A 19,404-nucleotide genomic window follows, 5' to 3' on the forward strand; every position below is an offset into this window, starting at 1 on the left:
TCACCCCCCCCTATTGGTTATAGGATTTAAACACTTCACTTTCACCGTTTTTCTTAATCAAAACAACATTATAAGGATCTTTGCGTCCGCCGTATGCTTCACCGTCCATACCTGGTGAACCAATTGGCATTCCCGGTGCAGACAAGCCTATTGCATCGGGTTTTTCTGCGAGTAAACGTTTGATATCCTCAGCAGGTACATGTCCTTCAATCACATAGCCATCAATCACGGCTGTGTGGCAAGAAGCATGTTCATATTTAATGTTAAAGCGCTTATGAGCATCATAATTGCCTGTTTCGTTGACTTTAACCTCAAAACCGTTTTTCTGCATATAGCTGATCCATTCATTACAACAGCCACAAGTCGGGCTTTTCCACACTTCCATAGAAAGTGTTTGTGCTTGAGCAAAAGCGGTTATGCCTAAACTTAAAAGCAACAATGAGCGGGTGAATTTATGTAATTTCATAAGATGTCCTTATTTTTATTGAGATTGAATGGACATCATGTTAAAGCTTAACCTAGGGTTAAGGTCAAGGGATTTGAAAAAAATAATTTGCAAATTTTTCTCAAAATCCTACCGCTTGTTTTTCAATATGTATGAAATCTTTACTATAATACAGTCTCATTACTCAGGAGTAATAATGCACACATTCCATCCCCAATCACTTGTCTGGACAAGAGAGCCGCAAGCTTTTGAAATATCAAAAAATAAAATAACCATCACCACAGTACCACATACGGATTTAAAGCAGTCAATGTGTTTTTGCGTGAACACCCCAATTTAAACATTCATTAGGTATAATAATAAAAAACTTAAACAGAATATCATAGCAAAATGAATTTAAAACCAGTTAAAAATCAAACTTCCCAATACGAAGAGTGGGCAAGAGAAAAAGTCAAAAAAGCTATATCCCCAACCTGAAGAACGGGGCTTTACGGCGCAAAAATGGTAAATTTGACTGGTTAAAAATTGAAGGCAAAATAAGTTATTTTAATTTGCAAACACCCAAATCCTGCATAATTTTGAAGATTTTTTACAAATTATTCATATAACATTGTTTTATATTGTAAAATTTTTAAGCTGTGTTGTTACCCATCAACACTGCTTTCAATTATTTTTTCTTTTTCGCCAATAACTCATCAATTAAACCATTCAGCACTTCCCGAATGGTTACGCCCTGTTCCGCCGCATATTTTTTTTAGTTCACGATGATTGGCTTCTGTCATATCAAAGCTAATCCGCTTAATACGCTCTTGCTCGCTGACATCAGCAACAGAAAGTTTGCTTTTAGTTGCGCTTGGGCGACCTGCTGTTAATTTATTCATTTGCATATTTCCTTATTTATTTAAAACATTGGTGGTGTCCTGAAAAGTGTGCTGGGTTAAATTTGTTTGGGATGATTGATTGCCTAAAATCCAATATTAAAAGATTTAACATGATAAAACATTGATTTGGAAAAACAGCAACTGCGCCTGACGGCTCTACTTAATCTGTGCCGAATCCGACAGTTATTACCCTCAATCGCTTTAGTATGTTGCTTACCCACCCATTGGTCACCGGTATCAGAAAACGCATTTACAAAAGCATCCCAATTATCGCCGGCAATACGTTCATAGCTTACTTTGAGTGCTTTTAAACGCTGCTTTAAAGCCAAAGCGGTTTGCAAATCACGTTTGCCCCAAACAAATGCCATGATTTCACTTGTCTTGGCATGATAACCGATGCAGATACGGTATTTTGGTCTATCCGATTTGGTGGTACAAAATGCCAATGGCGCTTTATTCTTTGCTCGAGCAAGTAGACTTTAGTGGGAAAAATATTGTGCCGGTGGTTGGTCACGGAGGCAGTCGTTTGGGTGGAACGGATAAAGATATTCAGTAACTTCAACCACAAGCCAACGTAAAAAACGGTTTTGAGGCGTATTTGCATAAAACGGTAAGGGCTGAACAACAAGTGGAAAAACGATTAGCTAAATTCTTAACCGAAAATGGTTATACAAAATAAAAATGTAGGGACACACAGCGTATGTCTCTACCATTTAAATTTCAATTTTATGAAGAAAAAATATCTCTTCCAACTCGCTCAAGATTTGGTTCTAACGGCAATATTGCTTTCTCTTTTTGGCTATCATCTTTACGAAGAAATCACGCACGAATGGCTCGGCTTGGTCTTTTTTGCTTTGATTATCTCACATCTTTCACTGAATATCTGGTGGCTCAAAAAGACCTTTTCAGGCAGTTATAACAGCTATCGCATTTTGCAAAGTGCGGTCAATTTTGCAACTTTTTTGTTATTTTTAACCGCTTGTATCAGTGGTATTATGCTTTCTAAACATCTATTGGTGGAAATGCTATTCCACTCTACCACAGATTTAATGCGAAAAATTCATATGACCAACACCCATTGGTTGCAAATTTTAGTGGGTGTACATTTGGGGTTACATTGGAAACCTATTGCTAATTTATTCGCAAATGGCTACCGTTTAGATCTTGAACATTGGCTTGCATGCAGGCTTATTCCAGCTTGTTAGCTGATTATTGCCGCTTATGGTATTTTCGTTTTTGTGCAACGAGAGTTGTTGCCCTATTTATTGCTGAAAGTGGATTTTGCCTATTTCAATTATGATGAACCACAAGCGGTCTTTTATTTTGACTTTTTTGCGATTTTAATTGCACTGGCTTACAGCACAAGGTTTTGGGTTTGGTATTTTTTATTTAGGAAAAAAGATGTCAAAAGTTAAATCTATTTAGATATTCTGTATAAATAACCTAAATGGCGGATAGATAGAAACGATCTTATACTCGCCACAATTTTATTAATTAAGGATAGCCAAATATGAAGAAAATTAATGTTGCCATTGTGGGGAGTGGGTATTCTACCCGTATTTTCCATGTTCCCTTTTTTCGGTTTAACGTGATAAAATTTATTGAGCGTTCAACCACTCGGGCATTAGCATGGTTCCCCAACATTGATATTGTGTCAAATTTTGAAAAGTTACTGACTGATGAGGTGGATTTAATCGTGATTAGTCAATAAGTGTAAAAATGGCATAATCAACCCAATGAATTTATGGACAAATATTATCTGTTTGGTATTTTATAGTAAGTACATTGTGTAAAAATAAAATCTGAAATCTAGTCTTTTTATTCTTTATTTTTACATATTCACACTTCAATTTTGACAAGTTAATATTTAATTGATTGATTTTAAAGCATTTTATAATTTACATTCCTAAGTGATATAGAAACAACCTTTTTAAGCTTCATTAGCGTGATCAATGTTTTTAATAAAAAATCTCAAGCCGTGTTCTGCTTGAGATTTTTTATGGATATCACTCAGTTAGATAAAGGCGTGCGGGACAAATAAGCTGGTGTCTTTGGTGATGAGCGTGCTGTCCTCTCGGATGCCGATGCCGGCGGCGCTATGCCCGACGATCCAGCTGCCAATCACCGCAAACACATCCTGCCCTTGATTGTTGCTAAATTTTGGTAAAGGTGAAGATGCTTGATAGACATAGCCTTCGTGACCATACTGTCCATCGGTCGCAAGCGTCTGACCTTCATGGATTAGGCTGATATTGGCGCCTTCACGAGAATAAAAGGGCTTTTTGACCACATTACCTGTCATGTCAGCCGCAGTTAGACTGGCTGGCAGCAGATTGGGATGATTTGGAAACAGCTCCCACAAAATGGCAAGCAGTGCTTTATTGCTCATTAAAAGCTTATAGGCAGGCTCAATCAGGCGAATACCGCTACTGGCAATATACTTGCCAAAGTCTTCTGCCAGCAGCCACTCCCATGGATACAGCTTAAACAGATGATGAATAACACGATCTTGTAAATCGGTAAATTGACCATCGCGAGCGCGATAGCCAATGCTTCCAATGTCAATATATTCTGTCTTTAATCCCGCTTGAATGGCGACATCTTGGAGGTATTGCGTGGTGGTCAGATCTTCCATGCTGTTTGATACCGCTGCCAAGTAAAGCGTGTCTTGGTTGATGGTGGATTTGAGTGCGCCAAACTCTACCAAAAGACGCTCATGAATACTATTAAATTGGTCAGCACCGCTCAAGATACCGCCCTGAGCCTGAAGCCAATACCACTGTGCGACGCTTGCCTCAAATAAGGCAGTGGGCGTATCGGCATTGTATTCATAAAGCTTGGGCGGATTGAAACCATCAAAGCACAGATCAAAGCGTCCATACAAGCTTACCGCTTGGGTGCGAAAGCTGTCCTCGATTTGTTTGGCAATGGCATCATCAATGCCAAGTCTTGCATAATCGCCAGTTTTCACCACATGGGCGACCGCTTGCACATACATTTGGTGCAAGGCGTTGGTCGCATCCTCAATGAGGTCAATTTGCCCCTCGGTAAACACATAGCAGGCGTCTTCTTGCCAATAATTGCCATCAATGCTGTGATAATTAAAGCCAATGCGTGCCATCTCGTCTTGCCAATCTGGACGCGGTGTGACGGCAATGCGTCTCATGAGGCTGCGCCCGTCGAGCCGCCCGTCGCACCAAACCCTTGGCGACTGGTGCCAGTTTTGTTATCTTGAGTGGCTTGTGCCAAGCTTTGGCGATTACCATTGGTGGCTTGCTGCTGAGCGCTCTGTGCCGGCTGCTGCGTGGTGGCAGGCGCTTGAGCAGTTTGTGAGGCTTGAGCAGTGGCAGCTCGGTTGCCAGCTGCTCGGCTTGCCACATAGCCTGCCGCCGCACCTGCCGCTGCCGCTGCCAATAAGCTGCCTGTACCATTGCCATCGGTGGCAACTGCTTCACCACCATCTTCGGTCTGGCTGACTGCCATTTGTGCTTCTTGCGCCTGCATTTCAAGTTCGGCAGCTTGCGCTTGCAAGGCGGCGGCTTGTTCTTGAAGTGCTTGTGCTTCAGCACTGGTATATTGTGCAGGCTGCTCGCGCGGCTCGGCAGGTGCTGCCGCTTGCGGAGCTTCAGATGAGCATGCCGCTAAGCTGAGTCCTGCACCACCAAGCAAGACCAAAGAGATTTGACGAGACGATTTGCGAGTTTTTACAGAATTTGTCATAAAGCTACCTAAAAATAAAGACACTGTCTTTCATTATGACGACAAACGCTTGATTTTACAAGTCAGGATCAGTAAAACAGCCCCTGAAATACCCAGTTTATCAGCAAATTGTATATGAGTGATGGGGGTGATGTGATATAATAAGATGTTTATATTCTTTTTAATGATTGATAAGCATTAAATAGCTAGGTGATTTATGCCAAAACACAGCCCAGCCCCAAACACAGCTCCCAAAAATGGCGGGTTTTTTGACCGTCTGTGGCAAGGGTTTTTGACTACCGTTGGTACTGAGCGATTTTTTCATATTTTTTCGCCTTGGGTAAAGTATTTGGCTGCAATCGCTGCTGTGCTGCTTGGCGTTGGTCTGGTGTGGGCGCTTGGCTTTGCACCGCCGGACTATCTGCAAGGTAACAGCTATCGCATTATCTTTATTCATGTGCCCGCAGCAAGTCTTGCGATGAGCATTTATTTTGCTTTGAGTGTGCTTGGGATAATTTTTTTGGTTTGGAAAATTAAGACCGCCAACATCGTCGCCCAAGCCATTGCGCCCATCGGATTTATCTTTTGTGTGCTAAGCTTATTGACTGGCTCAATTTGGGCTAAACCAACTTGGGGCACCTATTGGGTGTGGGATGCGCGCCTGACTTCCATGCTGATTTTGGCGTTTTTGTATGCTGGCGTGATTGCGCTGTTTTCTGCTTTTGAAAATAGTAGCAACCGCGGAAAAGCAGCCGCCATTTTATCCATCGTAGGTGCGGTGAATTTGCCCATCATCAAATACTCCGTTGAGTGGTGGAATACGCTACACCAAGGCGCAACATTTACCGTCACCAATGCACCAAAAATGAGCGCATCCATGTGGGTACCGCTTTTGATCATGCTTTTGGGGATGTATTTTATGGTGGCGGCGATTGCCATTTATCGCACCAATTCACTGATTTTGGCTCGTGAAGCCAATAAAGCTTGGGTGACGCGTTTGATTAATCAACGTCATGGAGATGTGTGATGACGCCATATTTTAAGTCAATGAGCGAGTTTATCGCGATGGGCGGGCACGGTTATTACGTGTGGCTGTGCTATGCGCTGACTTTGATTGCCATTTTGGGGTTAATCATTTATACCAAAAAAGAGCGCAAAGCCACCATCCAAAAACTCAGTCGTCAGCATGCACGCGGACGATTAACCAATAAACAGCGCCGCCAGTAGGTGCTCGAATTTTGATCGCCATACGATCATATGTGAGTATGGCGATGTAGGTATGATGTGGGGAACTATGAATTCTGTACGACAAAAAAAACTGATCTGGGTGCTGGCAGTGCTGCTGGGTGCTGTCGTGGCGGTCAGTTTGATTTTATATGCCATTCGCAATCAGACGGATTATTATTTTGACCCAACGGCGATCGCTGCAGGTCAAGCGCCTGAAGCCAAGCGCATCCGAGCAGGCGGCATGGTGGTTGCAGGCAGTGTTCAGCGAGACCCAAGCGATCAGCTGAACATACAATTTAAAATCACCGACTATAAAGCTGTTGTACCGGTCAGTTATCGGGGTGTTTTGCCAGATTTATTTGCCGAAAATTCAGGTATCGTCGCGACAGGTGAGCTACAAGATGGCGTGTTTGTTGCCAGTGAAGTACTGGCAAAGCATGACGAAAACTATATGCCGCCTGAAGTTGCCAGGTCGCTTAAAACAGAACATGCCGCACGCGGAACGGATGTTAATAATGGACAGTTTGTACCTGCAACGCCAATGAGTGAAATTGACGAGCGTAACACCGCTCAAGTCAGTGAGCGTTAAAGATAAATTCTTGATCTCATAAAAAATCCTCCAAATATTGGAGGATTTTTTATGGTTTGGATTACCAGCCTTTGACAACGCCATCTTTGAATTGCTTTTTGGCTTCAGCTTCCACTTCGTCTGTTTGATAGGCTTTGACGAAGTTTTGGATCGCTTCAGAGTCTTTATTATCTGCACGAGCGACGATGATATTGACATAAGGTGAGTCTTTGTCTTCAACAAAAACACCATTTTCTGTTGCAGTTAAGCCGACTTGACCGGCATAGTTATTGTTCACCACCGCCAGATCAACATCGTCAATCGCACGAGCAGCAACCGAAGTATCGACTTCTTTGATCACCAGATTCTTTGGATTTTCTACGATATCAAGTGTGGTTGAGAATAGGTTGGTGTTGTCTTTTAGCTTGATCAAGCCTTGCTTTTCTAGCAAAATCAGCGCACGAGCCAAGTTTGATGGATCATTTGGAACAGCGATGGTGGCGCCATCTTGTAGCTCATCCAATGTCTTGATTTTCGTTGAATAACCTGCCAATGGATAAACAAAAGTGTTACCGACGATGACCAAGTTATCCAAGCCTTTTTCTTGGCTGTCTTTTTCAAGATAAGGCTTGTGCTGCATGGCGTTAGCGTCAAGCTCACCTTTTGAGACTGCTGAGTTTGGCATGGCATAGTCATTAAACTCAACCAATTCAACCGTTAGATTGTATTTGTCTTTAGCGACTTGACCGGCAACTTCAGCCACGGCTTGTTCAGGACCTGCCATGACGCCAACTTTGATGGTCTGTGCAGCTGCATCAGAGGTCGCTGCTTGATCGTTTGATTGGTTGCTGCAGCCTGCCAATGCGATGCCAGACGCCAGCGCGCAAATACCAAAAATTTTACCAAAATTCATAAAAAAAACCTTAAAAATAGAGTCAATAAACATGCCAAAGGCGCATGCCCTGCGCTGACAAATCGGAGTGTCAGAAAGCTGTCATATTAAATCACAAAAGCCAATCTCAGGGCAAGCACCAATTTTAATATTTGATATAAAAACTTATGAAAAATTTTCAACCCATGAATAATCAGAGTCAAGGTTGTTATCGATGATCGACTTTGGCAGCCAAGACATCGCCAGCTTTTTGGAAAATCATCACAATCGCGACGATGATGATGGTTGAAATCCATTTGACATACACCATGTTGCGATGCTCGCCATAGTTAATCGCAAGACTTCCCAAGCCGCCGCCGCCAACGACGCCTGCCATTGCAGAATAACCAATCAAAGACACCAAGGTCAAAGTCACCGCATTAATCAAAATGGGCAAACTTTCGGCAAAATAATATTTACTCACCACTTGCCAATGCGTTGCGCCCATAGATTTGGCGGCTTCGGTCAGCCCTGTGGGCACTTCTAATAAAGCGTTGGCGGTCAAGCGTGCAAAAAACGGAATCGCCGCCACGCTCAATGGCACGATGGCAGCGGTGGTTCCAAGTGTTGTACCCACCAAAAACCGTGTCACCGGCATCAAGATGATCAGCAGAATAATAAATGGCACGGATCGACCCACATTGATGACGACATCTAAGATGGCAAAAGCGCTGCGATTTTGAAGAATGCGCCCCTTGTCAGTCAAAAACGCCAAAAAGCCCATCGGCAGCCCAACCAAGACAGCGATGGCAGTCGCAGCAAGACCCATATAGATGGTTTCCCAAGTCGATTGGGCGACCATCTCCCACATTTTTGGGTGCATTTCGCTGACAAATTTTGTGACGATTTCATTCCACATAGCCGATAATCTCAATATTGACCCGATGGGCGGTTAAAAACTCTATAGCTTGCATGACCGAAGTGCCCTCACCAATCAGCTCAGCAATGGTAAAGCCAAATTTGACATCACCTGCATAATCCATCTGTGACGTCAAAATATTAAAATCCACATCAAACTGCTTTGAGGCAAGTGAAAATAGCGGCATATCCACTGAATTTCCTGTGAATTCAAACTGAATCACTGGGGATAAGCCCAACGCAGGCTCTGATTTTAGTTGGCTAAGATAGCTGCTTGGCAGACCAATATGAAATGTAGAGCGAATGAAAGATTTGGCAAGCTCAGTTTGGGGATTGGCAAAAATTTCAGCGACTGTGCCTTGCTCGATCAGCACGCCCCTATCCATCACTGCCACTTTATCACAAATGCGCTTCACCACATCCATCTCATGGGTGATCAATAAAATGGTGATGCCAAGCTCTTCATTGATTTTTTTGAGCAAAGTTAAGATGGACTGAGTAGTGGCAGGATCAAGCGCAGAAGTGGCTTCATCGCACAATAACACCTTTGGGTCAGATGCCAAGGCTCGTGCGATTGCGACACGCTGTTTTTGTCCGCCTGACAGATTGGCAGGGTGGACATCTTTTTTGTCGCTTAAGCCAACAAGCTCAAGCAGATCATCCACTTTACTTGCGATCACCGACTTGGGCGTCCCTGACAGCTCAAGCGGTAAGGCGATATTTTCAAAGGCGGTGCGTGAGTGCAGCAGGTTAAAATGCTGAAAAATCATGCCAATTTTTCGGCGCTGAGCGATGAGTTCACGCTCAGACAACGCCGTCAAATCCACATCATCGATCACGACAGAACCTTCGCTTGGGCGCTCAAGCAGATTGACGCAGCGAATTAAGGTGGACTTGCCGGCGCCGGAAGCACCAATGATACCGTAGATTTCACCGCTTTGAACGATCAAATCGGTTGGCTGAACCGCAGTAAAACTCGTGGTTTTACCCTCTTTTTCAATAATAAAGCGTTTGCTAACGCCTGAGAGGGCGATCATGGGTGAGGGGGAGTGTGTGGACATCGTTAAATTGTCTTGGTCAATGAAGTAAACCCTATATTATATCATAGACGCACCAGAGTTTGGAATGATGTCAAAATGATCACCTGCTCTAGCATTACCACGACTCATGAATGCCTCAATGAGTGATCAATGATTGGCAGGCTCATTTTTCGTTTCGTAAGCCAGTGGCTTTGATTTGGCGGTGAGCGGTAAAATTACCAAAAAGCGCGTATGCCCCTGCCAGGTATCTGTGATGATTTTCCCTTGATGTGCTTCAACAATCTGTGAGACCAATGACAGTCCAAGCCCCGATCCCTTTTTTTCTTGTTTCAAGCGCACAAAAGGGCTAAAAATATCCTCGCGCTTATCTTCAGGGATGCCCAAGCCTTGATCAATAAAGGCAAGCACTGCAAAATTTGGCTTGTCTGACTTTGGCTTGTCTTTTTCCTTGGGGCGCGTCAATCGCTTCAAAAAATCAGTGGGCGTTTTGCTTTCTGGGGCGAGCGCCTCATCTGACTTTGAGTGTAGAATATCGCTATCCCCAATGTCACAAAAACTGTCCAGTAGGCACTGGGGGATCAATTTGGCTTCTTGGATATCGGCAGCGTGATACAGATAAACTTGAACAGGTGGTATGCCATGAATCATGGCGTTATTAAGCAGGTTGCGCACCAGATGGGTAAGTAATTTTGGCTGAGCCATCACGCTCACTACCTCGCCGATCAATGTCGCTTCAGGATAATGCTGAACTTCTGAGCGAATCAGCTCATACAAATCGACTTGCTCAGTGGCTTGCAGAGCGTGCCCTGCGTCTAGCCGAGATACCAACAAAATGCTTTCAACCAAATCATTAAGCCCTGTCAAATCACGATTCACCGCAGAAGCCCGTTTGTCAAATTTGGCTTTGGTGGCTTCATCAAGCTGACTTGTGAGCATATCCATCATTTCAATTTGTAGGCGAATCCGAGTGATGGGTGTGCGAAACTCGTGTGAAGCGTGTGCAAGCAAAAGGCTGTGGGCATTGATCAGCTGTTCGATTTTTTGGGCAGATTGGTTAAAGCCATGCGCAAGCACTGCGATCTCATCATTACCCTCTTCGCTGACGCGCACACTAAAATCACCTTCACCCAAGCGGCTCATCTGTCGGCTCAGCTGATTGATCCGCCAAGTGATGCTGTGCGAAATCCACCAAAGCACCGCCGACATGATGGTAAATAACAAAACCGTTCCTGAAAATAGATTAAACCACGCCATCAAAGGGCGCTCAGGACTGGGAATGCGATTTTCATACCATAAAGAATACCCAAGCGCGCTCTCCACCACAATGTGTGGGGGCGACGGCGCAAAAATTTGGCTAATCCACGGCGGATCAGGCAAAAGCGTTTCGGGCAAATCGGTATTCTCGGTTTGTAGCATCAGCCGCCCTTGTGGGTCATACAGCCCAATTTTGGCGTTCAAGCTTTCATCAAAAATATCAAAACTTTTTTTGATAACAACCAAAGAAAAGCGCGCTTGCAGCAAATTATTTTGAGCTGATAAGGTGTGCGCCTCCGCCAAAAACGGCTCAATTTGATTCATGATTTGACTGGCGACAGCTCGGTTTCTTGCATGATCAGAATTGTTATGCGCAAATTGAGACAGCAGCACAAAAGCAATGGTAAAGGTTAAAAGCGCCAAAAAAACGCTGATAAATAATCGCGCCGAAATGGAGCGAAAACCAAATTTACCATGATGTACCGAGCTCATAAGACTCCAATTGTTAATTAAATGATGACCCACGCTCACATCAGATATGAGCTACTAAGCGGCGAAACACCCCAATAAAATGCAGAAAAAACCATCAAGCCTATCGCCTGATGGTTTTGGATAATACTGTCGTTAAACTTGATCGGTGGCAAATTGATAGCCAACGCCTCGCACTGTGATGATGCGCTTGGGCTGACGTGGATTGTCCTCAATCAAGGCGCGCAATCTTGAGATGTGAACATCGATGGCGCGATCAATATTTTCTGAGCTGTCATCGTTTGGCATGGCTTGCCAAAGCTGCTCACGATTGAGCACTTTACCGGCATGAGTGGCAAAGTAATGCAGCAGCTGAAACTGATGCGTGGTCAGACGCACAGTCTTATCATCAATCGTCACTTCATGACTGTCTGGATAAACCGTCAAGCGACCAAAAGTAAGGCTGCCTGAATTGGTGTCTGCTTGATTTGGCGTCTCATGACGACGCAAGACAGCACGGATACGCGCTAACAGCTCTCGCGGCTCAAATGGCTTGGCGATATAGTCATCAGCGCCCATCTCAAGCCCTAAAACGCGGTCAGTGGTGTCTCCCTTGGCGGTGAGCATCACGATAGGCACTTTATTAATCATGGCATTTTTTGAGCCGCGTACTTTTTGGCAAACTTGCATGCCGTCCATATCTGGGAGCATCAAATCCAAAACGATCAAGCTGATATCACGCTCTTTGGCGTCCAAAATATCTAAGCCGCCTTGACCGGTGGAAGCATGATGCACTTCGTAATAATTCATAGAAAGATAATCACTGATAAGCTCCGCTAAATCTGGATCATCTTCAATCAGTAGGATCTGTTTATTCATTTTAATGCCCTTAAATTTAAATTATAGTGATTCATATATAAGGCTATCTTGCCAAGTTTTATAGGTGTTGGCAAGTGTATATTTGTAGCCAAATTGCATAAACATTGGTCAATTTTCTCAATTTTAGCAAACAATTTCAAAAATGTGTAACATTTATCCGGCTAGATGGATGCCAACACCTTACGCTTAGGTGCTTAGCGGACAGTCACTTGCTTATCGTGTGCTTCCTTGGGCAGCGTCGCTGTGGTCACAAGACTATCTTCGGTGATGCCTTGCACCAAAAACTGCTCAGTCTTAGGGTGGTATTCCAAAATTTTAACAGGTGATAAAGACAGCCGATGATCTTGTTTTACCACCCAAACATAGCCATCAATCGGCGCATCTGGCTTGTGCGGCGGCTCATCAAACCCATCTAAAGCTAAGATGTTCAATTGGCGATCATAGACAGCCCTGCGAGGCATCATCACCCCAACTTGGATCTGCCCATAATCAATGTGCCCAACCACGCGCCGCCCAAGCAGGTCTTTGGGTGTTTCATCAGGATTGAGTGCGATGATGACGTGCGCTTCGATCAGTTGGGGGTTTTGCTCATTGACATTGACTTGGCTAATCTGTCCGACATGAGCCACGCCATCAATCCCAAAAGTCACCGCATCACCCAACTTAATATAATCCATCAGTGCCGAAGACAGATGACTGATGAATTTTAATTGAGAGATATCATAGATCTCAACCAAAGGCGTCTTGGCATCGTAGTGCTCATCTGCGTGGGCAAAGATGGCATGAATCATCCCATCAAATGGCGCATGTAGGGCAGTGATTTCGCTGGGCGAGGATTCTAAATGGGTCAAATAGCTGAGCAGTACATCGTCTTTAGAGACATCATCGCCTGCATCCACAAAAATATGCTCAACTGTCGCAGCAGTATCAAGACTTAACGATGCTTGATTGGCTGGGATGATTTTGCCATCAAAGGCAAAACTTGGCTGATATTTGGACATCTTGACAGTCATGATGCTGTCTTTATCAAGCGTGATGCCGTCATCAGCAGCTTTGAGGGTAGGCGGATTTGGGCGATCATCACTACAGGCGCTCACCGCCACACCCATTGTCAATGCAGCGATGACACTTAGGGTGGTAAAGGGGTTTTTTAAGCGTGTTTTTGGGGGTTTGGTTGACTGATCTTTATGAGCGGTCATGCCGATCCTTATCCGAGTTAGTGTATTGTATGCACTCATCTTAGCATGATTTTTGATGAGGGTGATAGCAATTCCTTCAATCAATCAAAGCAACACTCTCAGCAGGCATGGATACAAAACATAAACAGTTAAAAGGACATCGGCTTTAAGGAATTTTGATAAAATGGAATTATTTTTAAGTTTTATAAAATTAAATTTTATTGATTAAGTCTTTCAATCGAGCCTTTTAATTGGTTTATATTTAACTGCTTATTAAATGACTAACCAAAAAATGGCTTGAATTATTCAATTATTAGGGTGTACTAACCATGACTCAGATGACCTCTGCTCATGCGATAAAATACAATTTGGCGGCGCGCATTTTTCATTGGATTGGCGCGCTATTGATTGTGATGGCTTGGTTTTTGGTTGAGCAAGGCGAGGATTATCTTAGCTTGCATAAATCCATTGGCGTAAGCTTTTTGATTTGGACGATTCTTCGTATTGCCAATCGGGTGTTGACCAAAGATCCTGCGCCACTGCCAGTATCAAAAATCCACACCATCACGGCAAGCGTCATTCATCTTGCCTTGTATGCCGCGATGATTGCGATGCCTTTGACGGCGTTTTTGGCATCCATGTATGGCGGCTACGGTGTTAATATTTTTGGCGTGATGAATATTTCTGGCTTTGAGACGATCAATGATGAACTGGCAGGTCGGCTGATGGATTGGCATACTGATCTTGTGTGGCCGATATTGCTTGCTTTGGTGGCGGCGCATATCATTGGAGCGCTGTACCATCAATTTGTCTTAAAAGATAATATTTTATCGCGTATGCGTTAAAAAAATTCCGCCACTGCTTGGCGGAATTTTTATGAGTAACAAACGGATCAAACGTCATACTCAAACATGGCGCTGATCGATTCTTCGTTATTGATGCGGCGCAATGATTCAGCAATCATAGATGCGATGCTCACTTGGCGAATATTCGCGCAAGCCGCTGCTTCTTCAGTCAATGGAATGGTGTCAGTCACCACCAGCTCATCCAAGGCAGAATTTTGGATATTTTCGATCGCTTTTCCTGATAAGACAGGGTGGGTGATATAGCCAACGACACGGCGCGCGCCATTGTCTTTTAGGGCTTGAGCGGCTTTACACAGCGTGCCTGCAGTATCCACGATATCATCAACAATGACACAGTCTCGACCAGAGACATCACCAATGATATGCATCACTTGCGATTCATTAGCGCGAGCACGGCGCTTATCAATGATGGCAAGGTCAGCTTCGCCAAGCAGCTTCGCCATGGCACGAGCACGTACAACACCGCCAACGTCTGGTGAAACGACCATCAAGTTTTCATAGTTTTGTTGCTTAAGATCACGCAAGAGCACAGGCGTGCCGTATAAGTTATCGACAGGCACGTCAAAAAAGCCCTGAATCTGATCTGAATGTAGATCCACCATCATCACGCGGTCAATGCCAGCAATCGACAGCATATCAGCAACCACTTTGGCAGAAATAGGGACACGCGCAGAGCGTGGGCGACGGTCTTGGCGCGCATAGCCAAAATAAGGAATCACTGCTGTGATACGACCAGCGCTTGAGCGGCGCAATGCATCTGCCAACAAAATGACTTCCATCAAATTGTCATTGGTGGGCGCGCAGGTGGGCTGGAGAATGAATACATCTTTACCGCGAACATTTTCTCTGATTTCAACAGCGATTTCGCCATCAGAAAAACGATTGATGTCTGCCTTACCCAAAGGAATGTGCAGATTATCGGCGACAGTTTGGGCAAGTTTAGGGTTGGCACTACCTGAAAAGACAGCCATATATGACATGGTAAAAATCCTATAAAAGCGAATCGAAAGCTAACATAACCAATGGAGGCTATATTTTAGCATTTTTGAACCATAATTTGCAGGGGGCGTGCCGATTTTTGAAACGTTTTTATAAAATTTTATGAGTATTTGGTAGAAAAATCTAAGCCGACAGAATAAAAAAAATTGGGTCAATCACGAATGACTGACCCAATTTAAATATGGCAGAGGTAGCTGGACTCGAACCAACGAATGTCAGGATCAAAACCTGATGCCTTACCAACTTGGCGATACCCCTGTGGGATGCTGATTAAGCAATCAGCGAAAGAAACCTTTTGATCGGATTCTTTGGTTCGGTACTATGACCGAGTGTCTGATGCAATGCATCAGACAAAATATGGCAGAGGTAGCTGGACTCGAACCAACGAATGTCAGGATCAAAACCTGATGCCTTACCAACTTGGCGATACCCCTGTATAGGGCAAAGATTATACCAAATTTTAAAATCAATGCAACTATTTTTGCATGATTTAGATCAAAATTTATATAACTTATTGAAAATTATATGATTTTTAATATAAATTCTGCGCAATGGCTGCAGGGCAGGGCGCATCAGTCAGCCACTGTTTGAGCACTGCTTCATCTGTACCGTCAGGAATGGGCAAAAATACCGTACTGCCAGTGCCTGTCAAGCGCGCGGTCGTGCCTGTGGATGCTTGTAGTGATTTTAGATAGTCAAGCGCCGAGGCGACGGCGGGCGAGTGCATAACAGCAATTGGCTCAAAGACATTGATAAATGTATCGGTCATGGCATCGCCGTAGTCATCATAGTGGCTGCCGATATCTGATATGGGTAGGCAGTTTTTTTGTAAATCAGGGTGGGCAAAAAACTGGGCTGTGGACAGATGCGCCTGAGGAAATAACAGTAAATAACGCGCTGAGGGTAGCTTAAGCGGCGTCAAAATCTCTCCAATGCCACAGACGATCGCATCTTGCTGATGAAAGTGGCTAAAAATAAAAAACGGTACATCCGCCCCAAGCTGCTGACCAAAATCAATCAAAGCTTGCAGCGATAAATCAAGCGCCCACAGCTGATTGAGCGCAATGAGCGTCATCGCGCAGTTACTTGAGCCGCCGCCCAAGCCTGCGCCTGTGGGGATGCGTTTTTGTAAATCAATCACCAAAGGCTTGGCGTGATTTGGAAAGTGATTGGCAAGTAAGGTGACAGCTTTGACAATGAGATTTTGATCAAGATTTTCGGTCAAGCCCTCGGCGCCTGTCAGCGTAACCAAAGGGCTGTTTGTGTCCGCCAGATCAAAGCTTAACCAATCCCCAAAATCCAGCGCTCGAAAGACGCTTTGTAGGTCGTGATAGCCATCAGGACGCTTGCCAGTGATGTGCAAAAATAAATTGATTTTTGCTGGAGAAAAAATCTTCAAAGCCATGTGTTATTGATGCACCATGGTCATGGTGACACTGTGCTGATCGGTATGCGTGATGCGCAGGCGCGAGGGCAGAGCGCTTTTATCATAATCAAACTGGGCACGCCATGCGCCATTAGCAGCATGTACCAGTCGACCCGAGCTATCATAGTCAGCGACGCTATCATCAGGGGCGCTGCGTCCCAAGATCCAGTGTGGTAGCTGAGAGATCGGCGCTTGCCAACCTGTCGCAGTCAATAAAAGCGCTTCTGGCGTGTCGGCAGTCATCGTGCCTGTGCGCTCGCTATCCAAGGTGGCGGTCGTGCCGTTATAGCGGATTTGAGTTGCGCCAATACCGAGCGCACCTGTCAAATCAATGCTGAATCGATTGTCCTCTTGCGCCCAAGCATAAAAGGCGCTGCCTGCTTGCCTGCCTTTGGGAGTGGCAGTGACCACGCCGATTTTGCCTGTAATCGCAAATTTAAGGGGTGTATCGGCAGTGGGCAGGGTCGTGATGGGTGTTTGGGTGCTTGACTGTGTACTGGCACAAGCACTTAATAAAAGTGCGGAGGCGCTCAAAGCGGCAAATGCGATTTTTTTCACAATCTATCTCCTAGAAGCTTAAGTGGACCAGATGAGAATGCTTGGTCAGCACTTAAGACTGGTTAATCGTTTAATAAATTTGACTGTCGTCAGCCATGGCGCCAGAACCAGCAAAACGAGACTGTAAGTCAGCCAAAAGATTTGCCACTGCTTCTTCATCCCCAAGTCCTTGATATGCTCGAAGTAGGGTAATGCCGACGTTCAGATTAGGCATCACTTCATAAGGGGCTTGTAGATAATCAATCACCGCTTCATAATTTTGCTCAGATAAAGCATGATTGCCAAGAACAAGTAGGGCATCTAGCTGAAGCTGACTGTCATACTCTGGATCATCAAAGCTGATGTTGCTGATCTCTTCGGCGGTGTTGAGTGCATCAGTGTCATTAGCGTTTTGGCTCAGGCGAAGTTTGGCATCTGCCAAGCGATAGTAGGGATTGTATTCATCAATCTCAAGCAGTCGATCAATGGCTTGGCGCTTATCTTGGGGCTCAAGTTCATTTTCAAGCAGCTGAAAGCTGGCATATAATAAGCGATCATCGTCAGGATATTCACGATTTGCCACAGTGAGCAGATCCTTGGCTTTTTGTTCATCGCCTTGACGCAAATAAATCTCAGCTTGAAGGATGTAGCTGTCAGTGGCATAGCTTTCAAATTCATCACGCAAGCGGATCAGCGTTTTGATGGCATCAGCGGTGTTATTTTCCGCCAAATAAAAGCCAACGACTTTATTGGTGGCATCAAGCACATGTTCATAATGATGCACTTTTTCAAAGTTTTCGCGCGCTTGTTGGGGGTTGCCTAAGCGCTCATAGCCGATACCGATGTAATAATGCGCCTGACTTGCCATATCTGGATTTTTGGTCAAGGGGCTGAGCATCTCGATGGCAGCAGCATAGCGACCGCTATCAAGCCCAACTAATCCTGCCAAGAGCGTAATGTCCTTATCTTGAGTGTTTCTGACAGCTTGTGTGAGCAGCTGCCAAGCCTGGCTAAGATTACCCACTTCGATCAGATGACGCGCCTCGTACAAATAAAGCTCTTTTTCTTTGGGGAGCTTTTTGCGCACTTGATGCAGATAGCGCCAAAGTTCATCCATCTGATTGGCGGCACGCAAGATGTCTAATTTCAGGGTGATAAATGCCAAATTATTTGGCTCAATGCTTAGAGCTTGATTGACATGCAGACGCGCCGCCTGATAATCTGCCAATCCCATCAAGATCCCCGCTCTGAGCACCGAGATGGATGCATTTTTTTCACCAAGCCCTTGTAAGGCGTATAATAAAGCTCGCTTATCTTCTCGCTTGGGCGGTATGATGCCAGTCAAAATTTGTCCTAAGTCTGAGCGCGGATCGTAATGCAAGATGGTTGATAGCATCGCAGCAGCTTGGTTGTATTCACCTGCTTTGAGTGCCAAATGAGTGACATAAAACCAAGCAGGAATATGATCAGGATTATGATCTTGCCAAGCGGTGGCAAATGCCAGCGACTGAGCAGGCGCTTCATACTCAATCGATAAAGACAAAGCCCGCTCAAACACATTGGTGGCATTTTGCTTAAAGGATTCTGTCTTATAAATATTCAAAGCCCGCTCAATATCACCACGATCAGCAGCAAATTCAGCATCCATCAGCGCATATAAATCAGGCGTATTCAGCACAGGCTCTATGTCTTCGGCGATCAGCGTATCCCCTAACAAAATCTCAGGAATGCTGGCATCTGGCAGCGATATATTTTCTTGATGTGTGATCGGGGACGCTTCTTCGCCTATATCAGCCATGCCGGGGGGCGTCTGAGCAATATCCTCTAAAGACTCTTCAGGTTCTGCCTCGGCTTTTGGGGTGTCTTTATAAAATGGCAATAAAATGCGCAGCAAAGGATCAAAAACATTGGCATGCGCAGGCAGAGTAGTGGCTGCCATCAAGCCTGCGAGCACTGAAGCGGTCAGGATGGGTTTGGATAGTTTGAAAGTTTTGACAGAATTTTTGGGTGCAGGTGTACCTTGATGTGCCGATTTTGAGACATCGTCTGAGTGATACCGCCGTTTACGCCCAAGCCAATTCATAACCTGCCAAACACCTCCTGAAGGTGAGATGATTAAATAACCTAAATTTCAAGGTGCAATACGCT

22 protein-coding genes and 2 tRNA genes are annotated in these 19,404 nt (G+C 44.6%); 7 read left to right on the plus strand and 17 right to left on the minus strand.

The window, feature by feature from the left end:
* Positions 1–10: 10 nt before the first annotated feature.
* From U0021_RS05855 to U0021_RS05865, 3 genes are all read right to left on the minus strand, one after another.
* Positions 11–466 (minus strand): DUF411 domain-containing protein, encoded by a 456-nt coding sequence (locus U0021_RS05855; RefSeq protein ID WP_114801078.1) that lies wholly within the window; start codon positions 464–466, stop codon positions 11–13.
* Positions 467–1,140: 674 nt separating this feature from the next.
* On the minus strand, positions 1,141–1,326 hold the full coding sequence (locus U0021_RS05860; protein WP_227538741.1) for a chromosome partitioning protein ParB: 186 nt from the start codon (positions 1,324–1,326) through the stop codon (positions 1,141–1,143).
* An 83-nt stretch (positions 1,327–1,409) separates the two neighbouring features.
* Positions 1,410–1,694 carry an IS1 family transposase gene (locus U0021_RS05865; RefSeq protein WP_005612104.1) on the minus strand — a complete coding sequence of 95 codons (285 nt, stop codon included), beginning with the start codon at positions 1,692–1,694 and terminating at the stop codon, positions 1,410–1,412.
* 77 nt (positions 1,695–1,771) lie between these two features.
* Between U0021_RS05865 and U0021_RS09975 the strand changes: the two genes are divergently transcribed.
* From U0021_RS09975 to U0021_RS05875, 3 genes are all read left to right on the plus strand, one after another.
* Complete coding sequence (locus U0021_RS09975; protein ID WP_407666587.1) at positions 1,772–1,882, plus strand: hypothetical protein; 111 nt, start codon at positions 1,772–1,774, stop codon at positions 1,880–1,882.
* A gap of 172 nt (positions 1,883–2,054) precedes the next feature.
* A complete protein-coding gene (locus U0021_RS05870) occupies positions 2,055–2,531 on the plus strand; it encodes a DUF4405 domain-containing protein (protein ID WP_205276583.1) in 477 nt (158 codons plus the stop codon).
* 305 nt (positions 2,532–2,836) lie between these two features.
* Positions 2,837–3,037: a Rossmann-fold NAD(P)-binding domain-containing protein gene (locus U0021_RS05875; RefSeq protein ID WP_078255810.1), complete on the plus strand. Its 201-nt coding sequence runs from the start codon at positions 2,837–2,839 to the stop codon at positions 3,035–3,037.
* Positions 3,038–3,340: 303 nt separating this feature from the next.
* On the opposite strand, the gene U0021_RS05880 is transcribed toward U0021_RS05875, so the two are convergent.
* Positions 3,341–4,492, minus strand: a complete 1,152-nt coding sequence (locus U0021_RS05880; RefSeq protein ID WP_114801077.1) for a glutathionylspermidine synthase family protein — start codon at positions 4,490–4,492, stop codon at positions 3,341–3,343.
* On the minus strand, positions 4,489–5,046 hold the full coding sequence (locus tag U0021_RS05885; protein ID WP_327037427.1) for a hypothetical protein: 558 nt from the start codon (positions 5,044–5,046) through the stop codon (positions 4,489–4,491). Before U0021_RS05885 ends, U0021_RS05880 begins: the two co-directional genes overlap by 4 nt.
* A 196-nt stretch (positions 5,047–5,242) precedes the next feature.
* Between U0021_RS05885 and U0021_RS05890 the strand changes: the two genes are divergently transcribed.
* The 3 genes from U0021_RS05890 to ccmE all read left to right on the plus strand — a co-directional run bounded on the left by U0021_RS05890 (position 5,243) and on the right by ccmE (position 6,841).
* Positions 5,243–6,052: a heme ABC transporter permease gene (locus U0021_RS05890; protein ID WP_114801245.1), complete on the plus strand. Its 810-nt coding sequence runs from the start codon at positions 5,243–5,245 to the stop codon at positions 6,050–6,052.
* The gene (gene ccmD / locus U0021_RS05895) at positions 6,052–6,252 is read left to right on the plus strand and encodes a heme exporter protein CcmD (protein WP_049238179.1); all 201 of its coding nucleotides are present in this window, start codon (positions 6,052–6,054) and stop codon (positions 6,250–6,252) included. The genes U0021_RS05890 and ccmD overlap by 1 nt, the downstream gene beginning before the upstream one ends.
* A 67-nt stretch (positions 6,253–6,319) precedes the next feature.
* On the plus strand, positions 6,320–6,841 hold the full coding sequence (gene ccmE / locus U0021_RS05900; protein WP_114801244.1) for a cytochrome c maturation protein CcmE: 522 nt from the start codon (positions 6,320–6,322) through the stop codon (positions 6,839–6,841).
* Positions 6,842–6,902: 61 nt separating this feature from the next.
* Here the strand turns inward: ccmE and U0021_RS05905 are convergent, their stop codons facing one another.
* The 6 genes from U0021_RS05905 to U0021_RS05930 all read right to left on the minus strand — a co-directional run bounded on the left by U0021_RS05905 (position 6,903) and on the right by U0021_RS05930 (position 13,449).
* Entirely contained in the window at positions 6,903–7,733 is an 831-nt protein-coding gene (locus tag U0021_RS05905; protein ID WP_078255806.1) for a MetQ/NlpA family lipoprotein, read from the minus strand.
* A 187-nt stretch (positions 7,734–7,920) separates the two neighbouring features.
* Positions 7,921–8,610: a methionine ABC transporter permease gene (locus U0021_RS05910; RefSeq protein ID WP_114801173.1), complete on the minus strand. Its 690-nt coding sequence runs from the start codon at positions 8,608–8,610 to the stop codon at positions 7,921–7,923.
* Positions 8,600–9,646 carry a methionine ABC transporter ATP-binding protein MetN gene (gene metN, locus U0021_RS05915; RefSeq protein ID WP_114801174.1) on the minus strand — a complete coding sequence of 349 codons (1,047 nt, stop codon included), beginning with the start codon at positions 9,644–9,646 and terminating at the stop codon, positions 8,600–8,602. Before metN ends, U0021_RS05910 begins: the two co-directional genes overlap by 11 nt.
* Before the next feature lie 150 nt (positions 9,647–9,796).
* Positions 9,797–11,395, minus strand: a complete 1,599-nt coding sequence (locus U0021_RS05920; RefSeq protein WP_327037428.1) for a sensor histidine kinase — start codon at positions 11,393–11,395, stop codon at positions 9,797–9,799.
* 132 nt (positions 11,396–11,527) lie between these two features.
* Positions 11,528–12,250, minus strand: a complete 723-nt coding sequence (locus tag U0021_RS05925; protein WP_049238189.1) for a response regulator transcription factor — start codon at positions 12,248–12,250, stop codon at positions 11,528–11,530.
* Between the two features lie 194 nt (positions 12,251–12,444).
* The gene (locus U0021_RS05930; RefSeq protein ID WP_078255803.1) at positions 12,445–13,449 is read right to left on the minus strand and encodes an HlyD family efflux transporter periplasmic adaptor subunit; all 1,005 of its coding nucleotides are present in this window, start codon (positions 13,447–13,449) and stop codon (positions 12,445–12,447) included.
* 308 nt (positions 13,450–13,757) lie between these two features.
* On the opposite strand from U0021_RS05930, the gene U0021_RS05935 reads away from it, so the two are divergent.
* A complete protein-coding gene (locus tag U0021_RS05935; RefSeq protein ID WP_114801176.1) occupies positions 13,758–14,273 on the plus strand; it encodes a cytochrome b in 516 nt (171 codons plus the stop codon).
* A gap of 47 nt (positions 14,274–14,320) precedes the next feature.
* Here U0021_RS05935 and U0021_RS05940 read toward each other — a convergent pair whose 3' ends face one another.
* The 6 genes from U0021_RS05940 to U0021_RS05965 form a co-directional block, all read right to left on the minus strand.
* Positions 14,321–15,274 (minus strand): ribose-phosphate pyrophosphokinase, encoded by a 954-nt coding sequence (locus U0021_RS05940; RefSeq protein WP_078255801.1) that lies wholly within the window; start codon positions 15,272–15,274, stop codon positions 14,321–14,323.
* Between the two features lie 201 nt (positions 15,275–15,475).
* Positions 15,476–15,551, minus strand: a tRNA-Gln gene (locus tag U0021_RS05945).
* Between the two features lie 100 nt (positions 15,552–15,651).
* Positions 15,652–15,727 (minus strand) — tRNA-Gln (locus U0021_RS05950).
* Between the two features lie 98 nt (positions 15,728–15,825).
* Positions 15,826–16,698: a 4-(cytidine 5'-diphospho)-2-C-methyl-D-erythritol kinase gene (gene ispE / locus U0021_RS05955; protein WP_114800826.1), complete on the minus strand. Its 873-nt coding sequence runs from the start codon at positions 16,696–16,698 to the stop codon at positions 15,826–15,828.
* Positions 16,699–16,701: 3 nt separating this feature from the next.
* A complete protein-coding gene (gene lolB, locus U0021_RS05960; RefSeq protein ID WP_114800827.1) occupies positions 16,702–17,277 on the minus strand; it encodes a lipoprotein insertase outer membrane protein LolB in 576 nt (191 codons plus the stop codon).
* A gap of 70 nt (positions 17,278–17,347) precedes the next feature.
* The gene (locus tag U0021_RS05965; protein ID WP_114800828.1) at positions 17,348–19,339 is read right to left on the minus strand and encodes a tetratricopeptide repeat protein; all 1,992 of its coding nucleotides are present in this window, start codon (positions 19,337–19,339) and stop codon (positions 17,348–17,350) included.
* Positions 19,340–19,404: the final 65 nt, after the last annotated feature.

This window comes from Moraxella canis (assembly GCF_034424565.1).
Lineage (GTDB): Bacteria > Pseudomonadota > Gammaproteobacteria > Pseudomonadales > Moraxellaceae > Moraxella > Moraxella canis.